We start from the raw sequence: 17,239 nt of genomic DNA on the forward strand, positions 1-17,239 counted from the left end.
GCACCGCCCAAACCCGCAATACGCAGGGGCAACGACACGGGCCACAAAATGCCCGAAAGCGTTGCCGATGGCGGGATGGCTGATGCTGAACGTGACATTCTGGCCGAACTCGAAAAGGCCCTGAGCGAACATATCGCGCTCATTCTGCGCTGGAATCGCAAACTGATGCTTCCTGATTCTCCGAGTCCATCGGAACATGAAGAGGATGATCATGATTGCGATTTTGGCGCCTGGTATGCGCTTAACCGGCATAATCGGCTGATAGACCAGCCTGCAATGCATGCGCTGGCCACAACCCATCAACAATTGCACGATTCGGCACGACGGCTTTTGAGCGCGCGCGAGGTCGATGGCGAAATCGATTCGGCCGAGTTCGATATGATGGCGCTTCGTGCCGAATCGTTCTTTGCACAAGTACGACGTCTTGAACGCGCATTCCGCACCGCAAGGTCCGATGTTGATCCGCTTACCGGCACCTATAATCGTCAGACGATGCTGGGCGATCTCAATGCCGAACGCGAACGGTCGATTCGAACCGGTGTCCCGACGGCCATTGCCCTTGTCGACCTTGATCACTTTAAATCGGTTAACGACACTTATGGCCATCAGGCTGGTGACCTTGTGTTGCAATCGGTTGCCGGTATCCTGCAATCGCATGTCCGCCCGTTTGACAAAGTCTATCGCTATGGCGGCGAGGAATTCCTGATCTGTCTGCCCAATGCAGACATGAAGCAATGCGCGCGCGTGCTTGAACGTCTGCGCCGGGTGATCGAGGCATCACCTGTCACGATTTCCGACACCACCATCCTGCCGGTCACAGCCTCTATCGGTGCCGCTCCCATGACCAAAAGCCGGACCGTCGAACAGATCATCGAAAAAGCCGATCAGGCGCTTTATGCCGCCAAGGAAGGCGGACGCAACCGGGTCCGCGTCTGGCGAAACCCGGATGGCAAGGCCCCGGCGTCAAAGTCCGCAACCTCAAAATCATCCGGCTAAATCTGCTCCTTCGACAAGAAGCATGCGCGTCGCAACAGATGCCCCACGCCCTATGCCTGTCATCAAGACCTGAAAGCGCTATTTTTTTAAGCGCGACTGAACCTGTGGCAGACGTTCAGATCAGCACATATTTTCAAGCTATTAGCCTGGATGTCTGCGTAAATTCACTTCTTTGCATAAAAAATTCTACCAAAGCGCAATCTTGTCTTCACAAGTTGGAAACATATCTGCAAACTATAATAATAAAAGGCAGCACGGTTTCGGCCCAAACGCCGACAACAAAGAATGGCTGCCTGCTTGGGAGGGAATTCGGTTCTATCTGAACGGAGGCCCCTGAATGTCCAGTTCTATGGATTTCGCGCCTGGCGATCCCGCTTTGATGCTTACGGTGCTACGCAGTGCCGAGGCCAATCTTGACCGCAACATGTTGTTGCGTCGTGTCCTTTCCCTTTTCTGCACAGATGATGATGGCAATCAGATTGCCATTGAAGACGGCCCGGATTTGCAGCGGCGCATCGACAGTGCCATCGCCAATCTGCGACTGGCTGGTCTGATCCGCATCACGGCCGGTGACGAGCTTTCCATCACCTCGCTTGGCACGGCCATGATGATGGCCTATCCGCTTGGTATTGATGATGGTGTGCTGTGCTCTCTTCCGGCGTTCCGCAACCAGATCTACGAGACCTATGCACCGGTCGTGCATGAACGCCATCTGCCCAATTCGGCCTATGGTTCTGGTTTCTCGGCGGGTCTGGATGCGCATCGTCTGACAGAAAACCCCTACCCGTCTGATTCCCGTGATCATGAAGACTGGCTGATGGGATGGGACGAGGCCCTTGACCAAAGCAAGCGTGAAGCCGAAACACTGTTAAACTGATGACCCGTTTGACAGTGAAGTGATTTGAAGATTTGCGACCGGCACCAGATGAAAGACGATCTCCTGGTGCTGTGATTTGAATACCCGGCAACAAGCCGGTTCTGCCGTGCATACCCGATGTGACGGCTCAGTTCTGCCCGCGTGTATTGCAGTGTTGGCATCAGGCCCTTGTCACTGCGCTTCTGACACGGGTGGCGATACCTTGCCCCCTCTCCCCATCCAAAGCCGACCAGACCTCTCTCAAAGCGCCTGGAGGCACGCTATCTGCCCATCCATGGGATAGGAACACATGCAACCGGCAAAGCTCGCCAACGATCACTGAAACCGCAAGACCATTAACGGATTTCAGTTCGACGAGCTCAAGGAGCTCTTCGTCATCAATCTGGTCAACCTTGTTCATGGACACGACCAGTGCCGGAACGCCAACCTGACGCGCAAGCATAATGTGCTCGCGGGTCTGTGGCATCGGGCCATCTGCTGCCGAAACAACCTGGATGCCACCGTCTATCTGTGCTGCAAATGAAGAGTCCCGTCACATCCGGAACGATGCCTGTTTGGCAAACCGCCCGTGAATGCAGGTTCTCTGTTGATGGCCGTTTCAGCCGAGTGTCAGGCCGGATCGTTGCTGCTTTTATCGCGTGAGAAGATCGACACAACGTTCTCCGGCTTAGCCGACGGTGATTTGGGCTTGTCAGAACTGTCGGATACTGGCGGGTTCACCGGCGTATCAGCATCTTTATCACCTGTGCTGTCACCATCGCCAACCGGCCCGGTTCGCTGATGCGCATCAAGATGCTTTTGGGCTGCCTGCTTTTCCGCATCCGAAAGTGTGCGCTCATGCCGCGTGCGCCCGTGCATCGCCCGGTTCTCGTCCGCCTTTTTGGCCTTTTCATTGCGCTGCTTGCGTTTGCGTGCCTGACGCAGATTGACGAGATCGCCCATCACTCTCTTCTTGCCCGGGGTGGATAAGGCATCGCGATCGCAAAGACCACAATGCATGATCGATCAAAAACAAACGGGTGCTTCGATTTCCCGAAGCACCCGTCAGAGCCGTTCTTAAAATCCCTTATGTCCGACCGGACTTAGCGCACGAAAACATGCACCTCGTTGGACGAAACAGATGCGCTGGTGGCATCCGATGCATGAACACGCGAGCTTGGCATACCCATATCGGTCAGCGACCGAAGAACTGCCTGCGCATTACGCTTGGATTTGTTTGAATTCAGCGCGACTTGCGCCGGGGTACCACGATTCGGCGTTACCGCGACAACGTCAAAGCTGGCCTGCGGGCGGCGTTCCAGAACGCGGTTCACCGCGTTATAAAGCGCCTGCTCGTATTTCACGCTGGCAGTGTCGAAACGGATGACGACCAGCGGGCGGTCACCGGCTGCTGCCATGCGCGGGCTAGCCGACGCGGGAGCGGCCTGTGACTGGAAAACCCGCTTGGAAAGCGAATCCCCGAAGATTTCACCGTTTTTAACAGCCAGTGCCAAAGCGTTCAGGTTCGCACGTTCGGTGCTGACATAGGATGTCTGACGCGACAGGCTTTCGCTGATTTCGTTCAGGAGACGATCAATCAGCACCGTGGTGCGGTTGGTTTCGTCTTCAAGCAGGGCAAGCTGACGATGGTCTTCGTCAACAGCACCGGAAACCTGATAGGCGGAGCGAACAGACTCAAGCAGGAAAGTCGAAAGCGTGCTGTCAGCAGCAACCTTGTTCGCCAGCGAGTTCAGTGCGGCAATATCGTCATTCACCAGGTCCAGCTCGGACTGTGCGGTGTTCCACTGCTGCACAAGAACCGGGTTACCCGGGGTCGTGCCAACCTGCAAACGTGCGCTGATCGCAGCCACAGTGCCGTGATAGGCCTGCGAATGCGAGACAGTCTGTCCGCGAAGCTGTTGCAGTTCATTGTTGTGTTGGTTCAAAGCCGCCTTGAGACGGTTGAGCTCCTGCTGCATGTTCTCGACTTTGGAACCGACAAAGGTTCCGGTCTGAGACACACCGGTCAACGGCTGTGTGCTTGCAGCAACATCGTAACTGGTGGTGGCATTAGCACCGACCGGCTCGGATGCGACCATGTTTTCCTGGGTCGTATCTTCTTCACCAGCAAGTGTTGGCCAAAGGGCCTCAGAAGAAAAAGAACATCCCCCCAGCATCAGGGCGGTGCCGATTACGGCAAGGTAGGTTTTACGAACGGCCATTTCGATCTATTACCTAAGTAGAAATATGCGAATCTCCCTGGGCCTGCTTTTTTATGTGGTGAAACAAGCCCCTGTTCCCCCGGGATTGAATGCATCTTAGTCCACGACCACTTGTGGAACAAGACGCATTTGCCCCTTTTTTGCCGAGTCTTGTCCATAAGTCCGACAAACCGGACAAAGCCGGGCAAAACAAGTGCGTAGCAGTCCCGTAAACCGCGCCTTACGAAAAAATACCTTTTTTTGAAATTTACTGCTTGCAATGCCCTGCTCGTTTGCATAAGTTCCGCTCCGCCGACGGGGAGCACACCCAAGCAAACCGCCGGAAATTAAGGCAAAGCGCCCGTAGCTCAGCTGGATAGAGCATCTGACTACGAATCAGAAGGCCGGAGGTTCGAATCCTTCCGGGCGCGCCATTGAAAGGCTCGACGTTACCGCGTCGAGCCTTTACCATTTACGTAAGCTTGAAAAAGCGCCCGTAGCTCAGCTGGATAGAGCATCTGACTACGAATCAGAAGGCCGGAGGTTCGAATCCTTCCGGGCGCGCCAGTCAAAGGCCCGACGTTATCCGTCGGGCCTTTGTTCTTTTCCGGTAAAAGTCACGGGAAGCAGTGTCTTGCTTCCCGGCTCACGAATCACTTGCGCACTGCGCCAAGGAAGGTCGAAACCGATCCCTCGAGCGAGCTGCTATCATCCTGAAGATTGACCGCAGCCCCGTGCACATCCTGCGAGACACCACCAACTTCCTCGATTGACTGCGCAAGTTCACCGATGCTGCTGGCAAAGGTCTGAACACCGTCTGAAGCCTTGCCCGCGCTATTGGCGATCTCGCGGGTTGCAGCACTTTGTTCTTCAACAGCCGATGCAATTGCCGTTGAAATCCCTTCGACCCGGCCGACAACTTCGTCAATACGTCCGATGGTTTCGACAGCCGCACTTACCGATCCCTGAATGACGCTGATCTGTTCGGAAATTTCATCAGTTGCCTTGGATGTCTGGTTAGCCAGCCCCTTGACCTCGTTGGCAACAACCGCAAAGCCCTTGCCTGCCTCCCCGGCACGGGCGGCCTCAATCGTCGCATTCAGCGCCAGAAGATTGGTCTGGGCTGCGATATCCTGAATGATCGTCACGACTTCGCCAATCTGGCGCGCCTTGCCGTCCAGATCGCTGATATTGGTCGTCGCAGCACTGGCTTCCTGTGCCGCTTCGCGTGAAACGTCGGCGGCCATGGCGACCTGCTGTCCGATTTCTTCAATCGAGGCCAGAAGTTCCTCTGCGGCAGAGGCAACAACCTGCACATTCTCGCTGGCCTGATCCGCACCACCAGTGGCATGCGACATGCGGGAACGCGCCGTTTCGACAAGACGCCCCATCCGTTCGGTAATTTCACCCAGTGCCGCAGCAGCCGAACTGACCGATGCCACCGCCTTGCCCGAACTTGCTTCGAAATCATCGGCAACCTTGATCATTGCCTGCTTGCGGGTTTCCTCGGCGCGTTTTTCGGCAGCTTCGGCCTCTTCTTCAAGTTCCCTCGCCCGCAAGGATTTGTCCCGGAAGTTTTCAAGGGCAGCGGCCATCTTGCCCATTTCATTACTTTGCCCGATATGGGGAATCTCGGTTGCCAGGTCACCGTCAGCCATTTTGCCCATCACGGCCGCCAGGTTCAAAATCGGGCGTGCCTGAAGTTTACCAACCATCAGGGCTGCAACAATCGCCGCCGCCAGAACAATCAACCCGATAATGATCGCTTCACGCGCAGCCGCATTGGCACTGGCAAGAACAGCATCACTCGGAACCGCCCCGATGATCGTCCAGATTTGCGGCGCATTGCCGAACTGTACAGGCAACGCCACCAGATAGCTTTCAACCCCGTCAAGCTCGGCGGTCACAAATCCCTCGGAACGGGCGGTAGCAACCTGATCAGGGCTCACACCGGTATCTTCGAGCCTCGCTGCCAGCAACTCCGGATCAGGATGGGCCACGACCGAACCGGTATCGGTCACAAGCCAAAGACGCCCGACACCGAACGGCTTTTCCTCAGCCACACGTTTCTGAAGGGCACTGAGTTCAAGATCGACACCAGAAACCGCAATAACCTTGCCATCGACAATGACCGGCGTCGTCGCCGACGTCATCACCACCTCGGAATTGTCATTCAGGGTCTCGACATAGGGTTCAAGAACCGCAGGCAGTTTGCTTGCTTCGGAAACGGCAAAGAAATCTTCGCCGAAATCCCCGGTCGCATCATAATCGGCCCCGGTATCCATGACGACATTTTCGCCATCTCGCACCCAGTAAGGGGTGTAAATCCCCGCAGAATCACCACCAGATTTGCCGACCCAGTCCGCATCGGATCCGCCCAAAACATTGGGGCGGGCCAAAGTCCATGTACCAAACCATGCAGGATGATCAAGAAGCGACTGGCGAAGGGTTTGACTAAGAACCTCGCGGCCATCGCTGTTGCTTGCGGCCTTGCCGTTTTCAGCAACAGCTGCGGCGGTATCGGCAAAACCGGAACTTGCGATCAGTGCGGCTTCCACCACGCCCGACATGTCATTTGCTGCAGACCGTATTTCACTTCGCATCTGTGAAATACCGCTATTACGTGCAGCATCAAACGCGCGACTGGAAGATTGTGCAATGACAATGACCAGGGCCAGTGCAACCACAATGGCAGAAAACAACGCGATCTTTGCGCCTAGTGCGAGATTGTTCATGGATCCCCCTTGTCATCCGCAGCCCGGCCTTTGTGCCCCAAGACCAGCCAGGCATCCTGCGGGATGAAGATGTTACCCCGCCAAATGGTGGAGCAATCTGATACCAAGGGATAGAGTGCCTGAAATATCGGGCTTTTTCAAATATCTAACATGCGAGAATATCCACCGGCTTTAAAAGAAATGGGCGTCGTGCCTTGCCGGTGATATGCTTTTTCCAAGGCCAAGGCCAAGACAAGCCCCACGATGATGTACGAGGAGTGCCGACATGAAAGCCAATACCAGAATAACGATTTCTTGCACCGACCGCGTCGGTCTTGTTTCTGATATTTCCGGACTGCTTTTTGATATTGGTGCAAATCTTGGCCCGACATCATTCGGTTTGGATGGCAACACCGCAAAGTTTGAAACCAGCTGTGAATTGCCAGATGATTGCCCACCGTCAGAATGCGCAGCCGGCCTTGCCGAACTGTCACTTGAAAATGCCAATATCTCGGTCGAGGCAATCGCTGCTGCCCCGGAACTGGTCGGTGCGCCCGGTGCCACTCACCTGATCGAATGTTCCGGCATTGACCAGCCCGGACTGATCGCGCGTCTTTCGGAAATTTTCATCGAATATAACGCCAATATTGTCCGCATGGCGGCATCGGCAACCGATGAAAAAGATGCCCGGATTTACACGACACGCTTTGCTGTCGCCATCCCGGCCGAACGCGCAAGCAACTGCCTTGCAACCCTTGCCAATACGGCGGGCTCGATGCGGTTGCTGTTCAAGTTTGACGAACTCTGAATTCTGAAATCCGGGAACTTTGAACCGGTGTCCCAAACGGGGTGCCGGTTCCCTGATTACAAAACAACCCGGTTGCGCCCGGCCTGCTTTGCTTCATAAAGCTTTTGGTCGGCACGTTTAAGAACATCCCACGGACCGGTTGCGTCCTCATCACGTTCGGAAATGCCCACCGAAATCGTGACGGAAACGGTCTTGTTCTTTTCCGGGATGACGATCTTGTTTTCCGCAATGCGTTTGCGCAGCGCTTCAAGCGGCCCCTGCGCCTTCTCGATGCCACGTCCGGCAAAGACCACGGTGAATTCCTCGCCACCATACCGGAATGCCTTGCCACCGCCGCCAACTCGCGCCAGTTCGCGGGCCACCTTTTTCAGAACGATGTCACCGACATCATGCCCATAGGTGTCGTTGAACTTTTTGAAATGGTCGACGTCAAGCATCGCAATTGCATACTGATTGCCAAGTTCCGCCATCGCATGACCAAGGGCGCGACGCCCCGGCAATCCGGTCAGATCATCGACAAATGCCATCCGCCATGCTTCTTGCGCCAATCCCGCCAGGACAACGCCGGTGGCCGCCAGATATCCATACTGGATAATGCCGGTGCCCATCACGGTTGCCACATCAATGGCAATAATCGCCGCAGCAAAACTTGTTTCCAGCGGCTTGTGCCGGATCAAAAGCAACACAATGGCGACGAAAGAAACCACCATCGCGGGATGCGGCATTGCGCCCATCAAACCGGTGCTGGCAAAGAACCGCGTATCGAGCAGATGATAAAGCGCCGATCCCACATCGGGCTGACCGGCAAGCATCAGCATGACGAAGATCTGCAATCCCAGAACCAGCATCCGGGCAATCCCGCGCGGGTTCAGAACCCCGCGTTCTGCCGTAAAGCCAAGAATCAAAAGATTGATCGGGATCAGATAAAGGGTCGCAATGCGAAGAAATGCCAGACCATCGGGCGAGAAACCCGCCCCGTTTCCCACCAGAAGCCAATAGCAAATCAGCAACAGCAACATGACAAAAACCGCACGCCCACGGTTAAACCACCATGCAATTGCACCGCCAAGCATCGCCAGTAAGAACGGACCATACCGGACAAGTCCGGACAGCTCGCCAGGCACAAGACCGGGCGATATCGCCAAAGCCAGACAGGCCCCCATGATCAGAACGGGTGCCATACCAGCCGAGACAATGATGGAATAAGCGCGACGCATGGGTCGTTTGTTCTACCTGCTGATTTGACCATCGGGGCAAATGCGGAGCCGCCCCCGGATATCGGCGGTAATCTAACGGCAGAGCCGTTAAGGGGCTATTGCTTTATCAGGCTTATCTCGACTTTTTCTTAATTAAGCGCCTGACTTTGCCTCCATGCGTCGAAAGCACAATGAGGCACAGGCTTTTTAAGCTTGCCAGCATTCGCATATGCACCATAAATTGGGATCAGGATTACCGCGACGCACAATGATCGCGGGCCACATAACTGTCACGGCGGCCACGGTACGATCCCGAAAACGGGACGCAAAATACGCCAGGGACATTGCATGGCTTTGCTTGCGATGCCCACTTGAAATGACAGGTTCTGGAGAAACGTAATCATGAGCTTCACCACCCCGACACCGGCCCCCGCGCGCCTGAACCGATCAGAGCTTGCCGTTCCCGGAAGCCGGATCGAGCTGTTTGAAAAAGCAGCCAGGTCCAAGGCCGATGCCATTTTCCTTGATCTGGAAGACGCGGTTGCGCCCAGTGACAAGGAACAGGCCCGCAAGAATATCATCGAAGCGATCAATGACATTGACTGGGGTGACAAGGTCTTGTCGGTCCGCATCAATGGTCTGGATACGCATTACATGTATCGTGACGTCGTCGATGTGCTTGAACAGGCCGGTGACCGGCTTGACCTGATCATGATCCCCAAGGTCGGCACAGCGTCGGATGTCTATGCGCTTGATATGCTGACAACCCAGATCGAAGCTGCAAAGGGGCGCAAGAAACGCATCGGGTTTGAGCTGATCATCGAAACCGCACTTGGCATGCAAAACATTCACGAAATTGCCGCCGCCTCCCCGCGCAATGAAAGCCTTCATTTCGGTGTCGCCGATTACGCCGCATCCACCAAGGCCATGACGACCGGCATCGGCGGTCCGAACCCGCATTACGGTGTTCTGACCGACAAGGATGGCGACAATCCACGCGATTATCACTGGGGTGACATGTGGCATTATGCGATTGCACGCATGGTCGTTGCCGCACGCGCCAACGGCTTGCGTCCGATTGATGGTCCGTTTGGCGATTTTTCCGATCCTGACGGCTATCGCGCGCAAGGCGCGCGCGCCATGGTTCTGGGCTGCGAAGGCAAATGGGCGATACATCCCAGCCAGATCGGCCTTGCCAACGACGTCTATTCCCCGTCAGAGGCCGAAGTCACCAAGGCCCGGCGCATCCTTGAAGCCATGGCAAAGGCGCAGACAGAAGGTGCTGGTGCGGTTGCCCTAGATGGTCGCCTGATCGACATTGCCTCGATCAAGCAGGCCGAAGTCATGGTCAAACAGGCCGAAGCTATCGCCGCACGCGACGCGGGTTAAACGCTCCATATAAAGATCACATCAAAAGGGCCGGAGTTTTCCCCGGCCCTTTTCAGTGTTATCTAGGATGCCAGTCGGCGCGATTGCCTGACCTGCCCGTGCAGAACTTCTTCAGGATCGCCTTCACGCACCAGATGCATGCTGATGCCATCGGATCCGCCACCCAGCCCCGGTTTCAGACGCTGCTTGCCATCATAATGGCCACCATTTTGTGTGCGATAGGGAATTGGCTCATCAGTGAACAAACCTGCGAGGCGTTCCTTGAACGCGGTCTCGATTTCTGCCCACCCGTCCTCATCCATACGATCGGTACTATAAACCGGAAATGGCGGCATGACGTCCATACCGGGATAGAAAAGTACGCCGTGCTGGATCGGCCACAACACATCATCGATGCTGCCATTGACGCCACGCTCACTGTAATGCGGCAAATGTCCGCCAATCGGTACAATCAGCATCGCCCGCCGTCCGGCAAGGGTGCCCTCGCCATAGCGGTCGCCCCAGTGCTTCTCGCTATGCTCGCCAACACCATACGCAAAGCCATAGGCGAACACACGATCAACCCAGCCTTTCAGGATGGCGGGCATTCCGAACCACCACATCGGAAAGCTGAACAACACCGCATCCGCCCATAAAAGCTTATCCTGTTCGGCTACGATGTCTGCCGTCTGCAAGCCCGACGCATACGCATTTTTGGACTCTGCTACATAGATCAGCCGATCAGGATCGTGACGTTCGATAAAATCATGTGCATCTGCAAGGGGTTTCCATCCCATGGCATAAAGGTCAGAAACCTTCACGTCATGTCCGTCAGCGCGGAGCTTTTCAACCGCGACATTCTTTAATGCGCTGGTCAGGGATGCAGGTTCGGGATGGGCATGAACAATCAAGACATTCGACATTGGGTCGTCCTTCCAAAGGGGGTCACATTCGATGCGTGATCATGGCCTGATGTTCTGCTATCTTTGAAATTCAATAATTTTTTATCTGGTATAAATATGACAGATATCAGCAAGCTTGACTTGAACCTGCTGGTCACGCTCGACACCTTGCTGGCCGAACGCAATGTCACACATGCAGCAAAGCGCCTGAATCTCAGTCAACCGGCGATTTCGACACGACTGACGCGCCTGCGTGACTTGCTGGGGGATCCGTTATTGCTACCGGCACAGCGTGGCATGATCCCGACCGAACGCGCACTTGAACTCCAGGAACCGCTGCATCAGGCATTGGAAGGGGTACGCAGGGTCGTTGCTGAAAACAGTCCGTTTGATCCATCGACAATCACCGCCACCATCACCATTGCCGCCAGTGACTATGTGCAATACGCGATCCTGATGCCGCTTCTTGACGTTTTGCGGCGTGACGCCCCCGGGATCAAGGTCGCATGGCGCACGATTAACACATCCATGCTTGATACCCAGATGGCGCGCGGTGATGTCAGCCTTGCGCTCTCGACGCCTGAAACCGCGCCTGAAACGCTTCGTATGCGCAAAATCTATCACGAGGAATATGTCGCAATCGCCAGATGCGATCATCCGGCAATCAGCGAACCTCTTGATCTTGACAGCTTTTGCGCACTTGACCATGTCGTCGTTTCCCCCGAAGGCGGCGGCTTCAAGGGGCCTGCGGATGATGCCCTTGCCGCACTGGGACGAAAACGCAATGTTGCCCTGTCTGCACCGGGGTTTCTTGTTGTCCCCGAAATCGTCGCACGCAGCGATATGATTGCCCTTGTGCCCAGGCGGGTTGCCCGCGGTCGCACCGGCCAAATCCGGGTATTTGATCCCCCACTACCCGTCACCGGCTTTGACATGGCGCTGATCTGGCATGACCGCACCACAACCCATCCACTGCACCGCTGGATCCGGGATCAGATCACGGCATTGATCGGAGATGCCGCCGCCGGTTAACCAGCCTTTCCTGCACATGGAAAAGGCCGATCCGCGACATTCACGCAGATCGGCCTGAAGCCTTTGAACTCACGGCACCCGAAATTCTCGGGCGTGGTGATCAGTCCGCAATACCGTCAAAGGTGATCTTGCCAATTGCCTTGCCACTTTCGAGCAATGCATGTGCTTTCTGCAGGCTTTCCGGTGACAGCGGGCCAAAGCTTTCATTGGCGGTATTGGTAATGGTTCCGTCATCGACCAACCGGGCCACAGTCGCCAGAAGCTTGTGCTGTTCAATCATATCTGCCGTCTGGAACATCGAACGGGTAAACATGAATTCATAGGAGAAGCTGGCGGACTTGGCCTTCAGAAGATCAACATTGTGATTTTCCTTGGCCTCGGTGATGGTCACAATCCGGCCCTGCGGTACAATCAGCTTTGCCATCACGTCGAAATACTGGTCGGTTTCCGACGTACAGAAGATGTAATCCACATTCGCAATGCTCAGAGACGCCAGTTCTTCGTCAAGCGGGTTGCGATGGTTGATAACCGCGTCAGCACCCAGCTTTTTGACCCAGTCGATGGTCTCGGGACGTGACGCCGTTGTGATCACTTTCAGACCGGCAAGCTTCGCCAGCTGAATGGCGATCGAACCAACACCACCTGCCCCGCCAATAATCAGAATGGACTTCGATGCGTTGGCGTCTACTGCCGCACGATCAATCAGCAAACGATCAAACATTGCCTCCCATGCGGTGATTGTCGTCAGCGGCAAAGCCGCAGCGGCCGCAAACCCAAGGGATTTTGGCTTAAGCGCAACGATACGCTCGTCGACCAGCTGTAACTGGGTATTCGAACCGGACCGGGTTACATCACCGGCATACCAGACTTCGTCACCCGGACGGAAAAGGGTCACGTCTTCACCAACTGCCTCGACAATACCGGTGGCATCCCAACCTAGGATCTTGAAGGCACCATCATCCTGCTTGCCCTTGCGGACCTTGAAATCAACCGGATTGACCGCAATTCCCTTTACCCGAACCAGAATATCGCGCCCCGTGGCGACCGGCGCATCGGTTTCGATCTGGGTAAACAACCCGTCTGTTTCGACCGGGGCGGATTTATAAACGCCAATGGCTTTCATCTTATGCAGTCCTTTTCATCAAAGGTTTGATTTGTGAATGTCAAAGACCTAACGCATAATGACCATGAACATAAGTACGCACAATTTATGCATATAGTGACATTTTGTATACTAATGCAGAATTCCGGGACTTTTGCGACCTTTGCGTTGCTCGGAAGACCCTGTATGGAGAAGTTATATGGAACTTTGCCCGCCAAATCGCAGCCCCGGCTGCCCTGTTGAAGGCGCACTTGACGCCATTGGAGGCAAGTGGAAAGGTGTTGTGCTGTTCCATCTTCTTGACGGTAAGAAACGCTTCAACGAGCTATGCCGCATGATGCCGGGCGTTACACAACGCATGTTGACCCGCCAGTTGCGCGAACTGGAAGCAGACGGACTTGTTCACCGCGAAGTCTATGCCGAAGTTCCGCCGCGCGTCGAATACAGCCTGACAGCCAAGGGTGAAACATTGCGCGATATTATTCTGGCGCTCAAGGCGTGGGGCGAAACCCATGTTCCCTATTTTGCCCTGTCAAAACCGCGCTTGCCGGAAGCTGAAACCGCCTAGTCCACAATAAGATCACGCGCCATTTTCCAGAATGTGGGGCGATCATATCCATCGTGGATCCCTTCGCCGGCAATTTCAAATCCGCGCGACCGGAAGAACGCGATGTTATCTTCCAGTTCCACGCGGACATGCAGACGCATCTTTTCCTTGCCGCGCTTTGCAGCAAAATCGCAGGCTGTCTCAACAAGCGCCTTGCCAATTCCGCCGCCCTTGATCGCCGGATCGACTGACAATTTATATAGATAGGCATCCTTGCCAATATCCTCGACCCAAATCTGGCCAACAACCTTACCGCTTGGGTCAATTGCCAGAAACAGGCTGTCCCGGGCAAAACGCCATTGTAATTCGGACACTGTTACCGATTTTGCAGAACTTGGCGGGTCGACAATGTCATCCTGAAAGGCAAAGGCGGCCAAAAGGATTTCAACAAGGCGTTCAAACGGAACGTTTTCAGGTACTTGCGGAACTGTGATCTCGATACTGGACGTCATGGCAACCCGTGTGCAAAATATCACTGCATGAAGTGAGAACCTTACGCCATAATTCTTACGTAAACGGAAAATATGGTTCGCTTATCGGTCAACGCTTGACGTAGCGGGTTGATCAACTATGTTCCGCCCCATTGTTTCCCAGTCGGATATGATGCCCTGATGCATAACTTCCTCGATTTTGAAAAACCGATCGCCGAGCTTGAAGGCAAGATCGAAGAGCTCCGTCACCTGACGGGCAATGACGAAGTCAACATCGCAGACGAGGTTTCACGCTTGCAGGACAAGCTGACCAAGTTGTTGCAAAGCACCTACGGAAAGCTGACGCCCTGGCAGAAGACGCAAGTCGCGCGCCATCCGGACCGTCCGCATTTCACCGACTATATCGCAAACCTGTTTGACGATTTCACCCCGCTTGCCGGCGACCGCCAGTTTGGCGAAGACGCTGCAATCATCGGGGGACTTGGTCGTCTTCAGGGACGCACCGTCATGGTTATTGGTCATGAGAAGGGCCGCGATACCGAAACCCGCGTAAAGCACAATTTCGGTTCGGCCCGTCCGGAAGGCTACCGCAAGGCGATCCGTCTGATGCGCATGGCCGAACGTTTCAACATTCCGGTCGTGACACTTGTCGACACCGCTGGTGCCTTCCCGGGTGCCGACGCAGAAGCACGTGGCCAGTCCGAAGCCATCGCGCGTTCGATTGAAGCCTGCCTTGATATCAAGGTGCCGCTGATTTCGGTCATTATCGGCGAAGGCGGTTCGGGTGGTGCTATTGCCCTTGCCGTTGCCAATACGGTTCTGATGCTGGAAAACTCGATCTATTCGGTGATCTCGCCAGAAGGCTGCGCCTCCATTCTTTGGCGTTCGGGTGACGAAGCCAAAACCGCAGCCGAGGCCCTTCGCCTCACGGCACAGGACCTGCAACAGCTTGGTGTAATTGATGACATCGTTGCTGAACCGCTTGGTGGCGCCCAGCGCAACGCCAAGGAAGCGTGCAAGCGCGTTGGTGACGCAATCATCAAGGCACTCGAAAGCATGGATGGCGTCGAAGGCGGCCTTCTCAAGGCACGTCGTCGTGACAAATTCCTTGAAATGGGTCGCAAAGGCCTGAACTGATTTCCTGTTCAGGGCGCAGTGCACTGGTGCAACTGCGCCCTTTTTCCTTTTATCCGGCGCAACGTGTCCGTCGGTGACATCCGGCAGCCCACGCGCCCTGTTTCCGACCTCGTCGGGAGGCTAGGACCTAGATGGACATTCTTCGCCGGATCGTAGAATCCAACCGCTTTAAAAACTTCATCACAGCCGTCATCGCCCTGAATGCGGTGATCCTTGGCTTTGAAACCTCGTCGACCGTGATGGAAAAAGCCGGAACGATCCTGCATTTTCTTGATCAGGTTGCCGTTGCGATCTTTGTCATAGAACTGTTGATGAAGCTTGCCGTCTATCGACTGGCATTTTTCAAACGGGCCTGGAATGTTTTTGACTTTACCATCGTCGCCATCACCCTGCTTCCGGCAGGCCAGGGACTGTCGGTCTTGCGTGCCCTTCGTATCCTGCGTGCATTCCGCCTGATCTCGACCGTGCCCTCCATGCGCAAGGTGGTTGAAGCTTTGATGCGCGCCATCCCGGGCATGGTTTCGGTTCTGACATTGCTGTCACTGGTCTTTTACGTATCGGCGGTCATGGCAACCAAGCTGTTTGGTCAGGGCTTCCCGGAATGGTTTGGCAATATCGGTGCATCCCTTTATTCCCTGTTCCAGATCATGACGCTTGAAAGCTGGTCGATGGGAATTGTCCGCCCGGTGATGGAGTCTTATCCGCTGGCATGGCTGTTTTTCGTTCCATTCATTCTGGTGACGACCTTTGCGGTGCTGAACCTCTTCATCGCCATCGTGGTTGATGCAATGTCATCCCATGTCGATGTCGAGGAAAAGCAGACCCGTGACGAGATCGAACTTGATCATCGAGAAATCATGCAGGAACTCCGCGCATTACGTCAGGAAATGAGCAAACTTTCCTCCGCGCAAAACGCGGTAAATCCGCAACAGGATTCCGCAAGAAACTGAGTTGCAAGCAGCTAAAAGACAGACGGTCAGAGCCCGCCAATCGATAAAAATTGATACTTTGCTCATAAAAGGGGGTGGTTAAACGCCCCGTACCTCGTCTAATCTTTCGACAAAATATCGGGAGAACGGGGAATGAAGCTTACGTTTGCGGGGACAGGCTCGGCCTTTTGCATGGCCGCCGAAAACTTTCAGAGCAACATGGTTCTGGAAACGACCCCGTCGGGTAACGAACAACCGCATCGTCTTTTGATTGACTGTGGTTCAGATGCGCGCCACTCGCTGCGCAATCTCGGCTACATGCCAAATGACTTTGACGCGGTCTATATCAGCCATCTGCATTCGGACCATATCGGTGGTCTGGAATGGATGGCGCTCGCCAACTATTTCATTTTTGACGGTCACCGCGCCAAACTGCTTGCGGTCAAGGAACTGCTTGAACCCCTGTGGGAACATTCGCTTCGTGGCGGTCTTGAGACCAGTGATCACGGCAACAGCCAGTTATCGTCCTATTTCGACGTATTGCCGCTTGTTGCCAAAACCGGCTTTGACTGGCAGGGGCTGCATTTTGATATCATCCCTGTTCCACACATTGTCACCAACGAATCCACGATGTTTTCCTATGCCCTGTTCGGGCGTGGAGAAAAGAAGTCCTTTTTCCTGACAACAGATGCGATTTTCAATCCTGACGCCCATATGTCGCTGTATCGTAAAGCAGATATGATTTTTCAGGATTGTGAATTGGGGCCACGACATTCCGGTGTGCATGCCCATTATGACGAACTGGTCACATTGCCCGCCGAGGTGAAAGCAAAGATGTGGCTTTATCATTATCAGGCATATGACAAACCGGATGCCAAGGCAGATGGATTTTGCGGATTTATTGAGCCGGGACAGAGTTTCGATCTTGGCTGATCGGACCGGCTCCGCGTAATCTGCACA

At 54.7% G+C, this 17,239-nt stretch carries 16 protein-coding genes, 2 tRNA genes and 1 pseudogene; 11 read left to right on the plus strand and 8 right to left on the minus strand.

Annotated features, from left to right (window positions below; genetic code table 11):
- The first annotated feature begins 48 nt into the window (after window positions 1–48).
- Both ACTU44_RS19330 and ACTU44_RS19335 read left to right on the plus strand, forming a co-directional pair.
- Complete coding sequence (locus ACTU44_RS19330; protein ID WP_336083783.1) at window positions 49–996, plus strand: diguanylate cyclase; 948 nt, start codon at window positions 49–51, stop codon at window positions 994–996.
- A gap of 337 nt (window positions 997–1,333) precedes the next feature.
- Window positions 1,334–1,873 carry a hypothetical protein gene (locus tag ACTU44_RS19335; RefSeq protein WP_258548693.1) on the plus strand — a complete coding sequence of 180 codons (540 nt, stop codon included), beginning with the start codon at window positions 1,334–1,336 and terminating at the stop codon, window positions 1,871–1,873.
- A 343-nt stretch (window positions 1,874–2,216) separates the two neighbouring features.
- Here the strand turns inward: ACTU44_RS19335 and ACTU44_RS19340 are convergent.
- The 3 genes and pseudogenes from ACTU44_RS19340 to ACTU44_RS19350 form a co-directional block, all read right to left on the minus strand.
- Window positions 2,217–2,390 (minus strand): annotated as a pseudogene (locus ACTU44_RS19340) (GTP-binding protein); the annotation flags it as partial.
- A 92-nt stretch (window positions 2,391–2,482) separates the two neighbouring features.
- Window positions 2,483–2,815, minus strand: a complete 333-nt coding sequence (locus ACTU44_RS19345) for a DUF4169 family protein (RefSeq protein WP_462096141.1) — start codon at window positions 2,813–2,815, stop codon at window positions 2,483–2,485.
- Between the two features lie 140 nt (window positions 2,816–2,955).
- A complete protein-coding gene (locus tag ACTU44_RS19350) occupies window positions 2,956–4,074 on the minus strand; it encodes a hypothetical protein (protein ID WP_114098229.1) in 1,119 nt (372 codons plus the stop codon).
- Window positions 4,075–4,410: 336 nt separating this feature from the next.
- Here ACTU44_RS19350 and ACTU44_RS19355 point away from each other — a divergent pair.
- Window positions 4,411–4,487 (plus strand) — tRNA-Arg (locus tag ACTU44_RS19355).
- Between the two features lie 56 nt (window positions 4,488–4,543).
- Window positions 4,544–4,620 (plus strand) — tRNA-Arg (locus tag ACTU44_RS19360).
- A gap of 86 nt (window positions 4,621–4,706) precedes the next feature.
- Here the strand turns inward: ACTU44_RS19360 and ACTU44_RS19365 are convergent.
- Window positions 4,707–6,362, minus strand: coding sequence for a methyl-accepting chemotaxis protein (locus ACTU44_RS19365; protein WP_462096142.1), 1,656 nt, complete (start codon window positions 6,360–6,362; stop codon window positions 4,707–4,709).
- 691 nt (window positions 6,363–7,053) lie between these two features.
- Here ACTU44_RS19365 and ACTU44_RS19370 point away from each other — a divergent pair.
- Window positions 7,054–7,575, plus strand: coding sequence for a glycine cleavage system transcriptional repressor (locus tag ACTU44_RS19370; protein WP_462096143.1), 522 nt, complete (start codon window positions 7,054–7,056; stop codon window positions 7,573–7,575).
- Window positions 7,576–7,631: 56 nt separating this feature from the next.
- Here ACTU44_RS19370 and ACTU44_RS19375 read toward each other — a convergent pair whose 3' ends face one another.
- Window positions 7,632–8,792 (minus strand): GGDEF domain-containing protein, encoded by a 1,161-nt coding sequence (locus ACTU44_RS19375; RefSeq protein WP_462096144.1) that lies wholly within the window; start codon window positions 8,790–8,792, stop codon window positions 7,632–7,634.
- Window positions 8,793–9,173: 381 nt separating this feature from the next.
- Here ACTU44_RS19375 and ACTU44_RS19380 point away from each other — a divergent pair, with 381 nt between their 5' ends.
- Window positions 9,174–10,160 (plus strand): HpcH/HpaI aldolase/citrate lyase family protein, encoded by a 987-nt coding sequence (locus ACTU44_RS19380; RefSeq protein ID WP_462096145.1) that lies wholly within the window; start codon window positions 9,174–9,176, stop codon window positions 10,158–10,160.
- 62 nt (window positions 10,161–10,222) lie between these two features.
- Here ACTU44_RS19380 and ACTU44_RS19385 read toward each other — a convergent pair whose 3' ends face one another.
- Complete coding sequence (locus ACTU44_RS19385; RefSeq protein ID WP_114098224.1) at window positions 10,223–11,062, minus strand: NAD(P)H-dependent oxidoreductase; 840 nt, start codon at window positions 11,060–11,062, stop codon at window positions 10,223–10,225.
- Between the two features lie 96 nt (window positions 11,063–11,158).
- On the opposite strand from ACTU44_RS19385, the gene ACTU44_RS19390 reads away from it, so the two are divergent.
- Window positions 11,159–12,073 carry a LysR family transcriptional regulator gene (locus ACTU44_RS19390; RefSeq protein WP_462096146.1) on the plus strand — a complete coding sequence of 305 codons (915 nt, stop codon included), beginning with the start codon at window positions 11,159–11,161 and terminating at the stop codon, window positions 12,071–12,073.
- A 100-nt stretch (window positions 12,074–12,173) separates the two neighbouring features.
- Here the strand turns inward: ACTU44_RS19390 and ACTU44_RS19395 are convergent, their stop codons facing one another.
- Window positions 12,174–13,196 carry a zinc-binding alcohol dehydrogenase family protein gene (locus ACTU44_RS19395; RefSeq protein WP_462096147.1) on the minus strand — a complete coding sequence of 341 codons (1,023 nt, stop codon included), beginning with the start codon at window positions 13,194–13,196 and terminating at the stop codon, window positions 12,174–12,176.
- Window positions 13,197–13,374: 178 nt separating this feature from the next.
- On the opposite strand from ACTU44_RS19395, the gene ACTU44_RS19400 reads away from it, so the two are divergent.
- Window positions 13,375–13,743 (plus strand): winged helix-turn-helix transcriptional regulator, encoded by a 369-nt coding sequence (locus ACTU44_RS19400; RefSeq protein WP_462096148.1) that lies wholly within the window; start codon window positions 13,375–13,377, stop codon window positions 13,741–13,743.
- On the opposite strand, the gene ACTU44_RS19405 is transcribed toward ACTU44_RS19400, so the two are convergent.
- On the minus strand, window positions 13,740–14,234 hold the full coding sequence (locus ACTU44_RS19405; protein WP_114098220.1) for a GNAT family N-acetyltransferase: 495 nt from the start codon (window positions 14,232–14,234) through the stop codon (window positions 13,740–13,742). The two genes, ACTU44_RS19400 and ACTU44_RS19405, sit on opposite strands and share 4 nt — an antisense overlap.
- Before the next feature lie 159 nt (window positions 14,235–14,393).
- Here ACTU44_RS19405 and ACTU44_RS19410 point away from each other — a divergent pair, with 159 nt between their 5' ends.
- The 3 genes from ACTU44_RS19410 to ACTU44_RS19420 all read left to right on the plus strand — a co-directional run bounded on the left by ACTU44_RS19410 (window position 14,394) and on the right by ACTU44_RS19420 (window position 17,212).
- Window positions 14,394–15,350 carry an acetyl-CoA carboxylase carboxyltransferase subunit alpha gene (locus ACTU44_RS19410; protein WP_114098273.1) on the plus strand — a complete coding sequence of 319 codons (957 nt, stop codon included), beginning with the start codon at window positions 14,394–14,396 and terminating at the stop codon, window positions 15,348–15,350.
- Window positions 15,351–15,481: 131 nt separating this feature from the next.
- Window positions 15,482–16,300, plus strand: a complete 819-nt coding sequence (locus ACTU44_RS19415) for an ion transporter (RefSeq protein ID WP_114098219.1) — start codon at window positions 15,482–15,484, stop codon at window positions 16,298–16,300.
- Between the two features lie 132 nt (window positions 16,301–16,432).
- Window positions 16,433–17,212, plus strand: coding sequence for an MBL fold metallo-hydrolase (locus ACTU44_RS19420; protein WP_462096149.1), 780 nt, complete (start codon window positions 16,433–16,435; stop codon window positions 17,210–17,212).
- The last annotated feature ends 27 nt before the right edge of the window (window positions 17,213–17,239 follow it).

This window comes from Thalassospira sp. SM2505 (genome assembly GCF_054901115.1).

Excerpts from the sequence above, each read along its gene's own strand:
- ACTU44_RS19330 (WP_336083783.1), top strand. The coding sequence starts at position 49 with ATGCCCGAAAGCGTTGCCGATGGCGGGATGGCTGATGCTGAACGTGAC.
- ACTU44_RS19335 (WP_258548693.1), top strand. The coding sequence starts at position 1,334 with ATGTCCAGTTCTATGGATTTCGCGCCTGGCGATCCCGCTTTGATGCTT.
- ACTU44_RS19345 (WP_462096141.1), bottom strand. The coding sequence starts at position 2,815 with ATGGGCGATCTCGTCAATCTGCGTCAGGCACGCAAACGCAAGCAGCGC.
- ACTU44_RS19350 (WP_114098229.1), bottom strand. The coding sequence starts at position 4,074 with ATGGCCGTTCGTAAAACCTACCTTGCCGTAATCGGCACCGCCCTGATG.
- ACTU44_RS19370 (WP_462096143.1), top strand. The coding sequence starts at position 7,054 with ATGAAAGCCAATACCAGAATAACGATTTCTTGCACCGACCGCGTCGGT.
- ACTU44_RS19375 (WP_462096144.1), bottom strand. The coding sequence starts at position 8,792 with ATGCGTCGCGCTTATTCCATCATTGTCTCGGCTGGTATGGCACCCGTT.
- ACTU44_RS19380 (WP_462096145.1), top strand. The coding sequence starts at position 9,174 with ATGAGCTTCACCACCCCGACACCGGCCCCCGCGCGCCTGAACCGATCA.
- ACTU44_RS19385 (WP_114098224.1), bottom strand. The coding sequence starts at position 11,062 with ATGTCGAATGTCTTGATTGTTCATGCCCATCCCGAACCTGCATCCCTG.
- ACTU44_RS19390 (WP_462096146.1), top strand. The coding sequence starts at position 11,159 with ATGACAGATATCAGCAAGCTTGACTTGAACCTGCTGGTCACGCTCGAC.
- ACTU44_RS19395 (WP_462096147.1), bottom strand. The coding sequence starts at position 13,196 with ATGAAAGCCATTGGCGTTTATAAATCCGCCCCGGTCGAAACAGACGGG.
- ACTU44_RS19400 (WP_462096148.1), top strand. The coding sequence starts at position 13,375 with ATGGAACTTTGCCCGCCAAATCGCAGCCCCGGCTGCCCTGTTGAAGGC.
- ACTU44_RS19405 (WP_114098220.1), bottom strand. The coding sequence starts at position 14,234 with ATGACGTCCAGTATCGAGATCACAGTTCCGCAAGTACCTGAAAACGTT.
- ACTU44_RS19410 (WP_114098273.1), top strand. The coding sequence starts at position 14,394 with ATGCATAACTTCCTCGATTTTGAAAAACCGATCGCCGAGCTTGAAGGC.
- ACTU44_RS19415 (WP_114098219.1), top strand. The coding sequence starts at position 15,482 with ATGGACATTCTTCGCCGGATCGTAGAATCCAACCGCTTTAAAAACTTC.
- ACTU44_RS19420 (WP_462096149.1), top strand. The coding sequence starts at position 16,433 with ATGAAGCTTACGTTTGCGGGGACAGGCTCGGCCTTTTGCATGGCCGCC.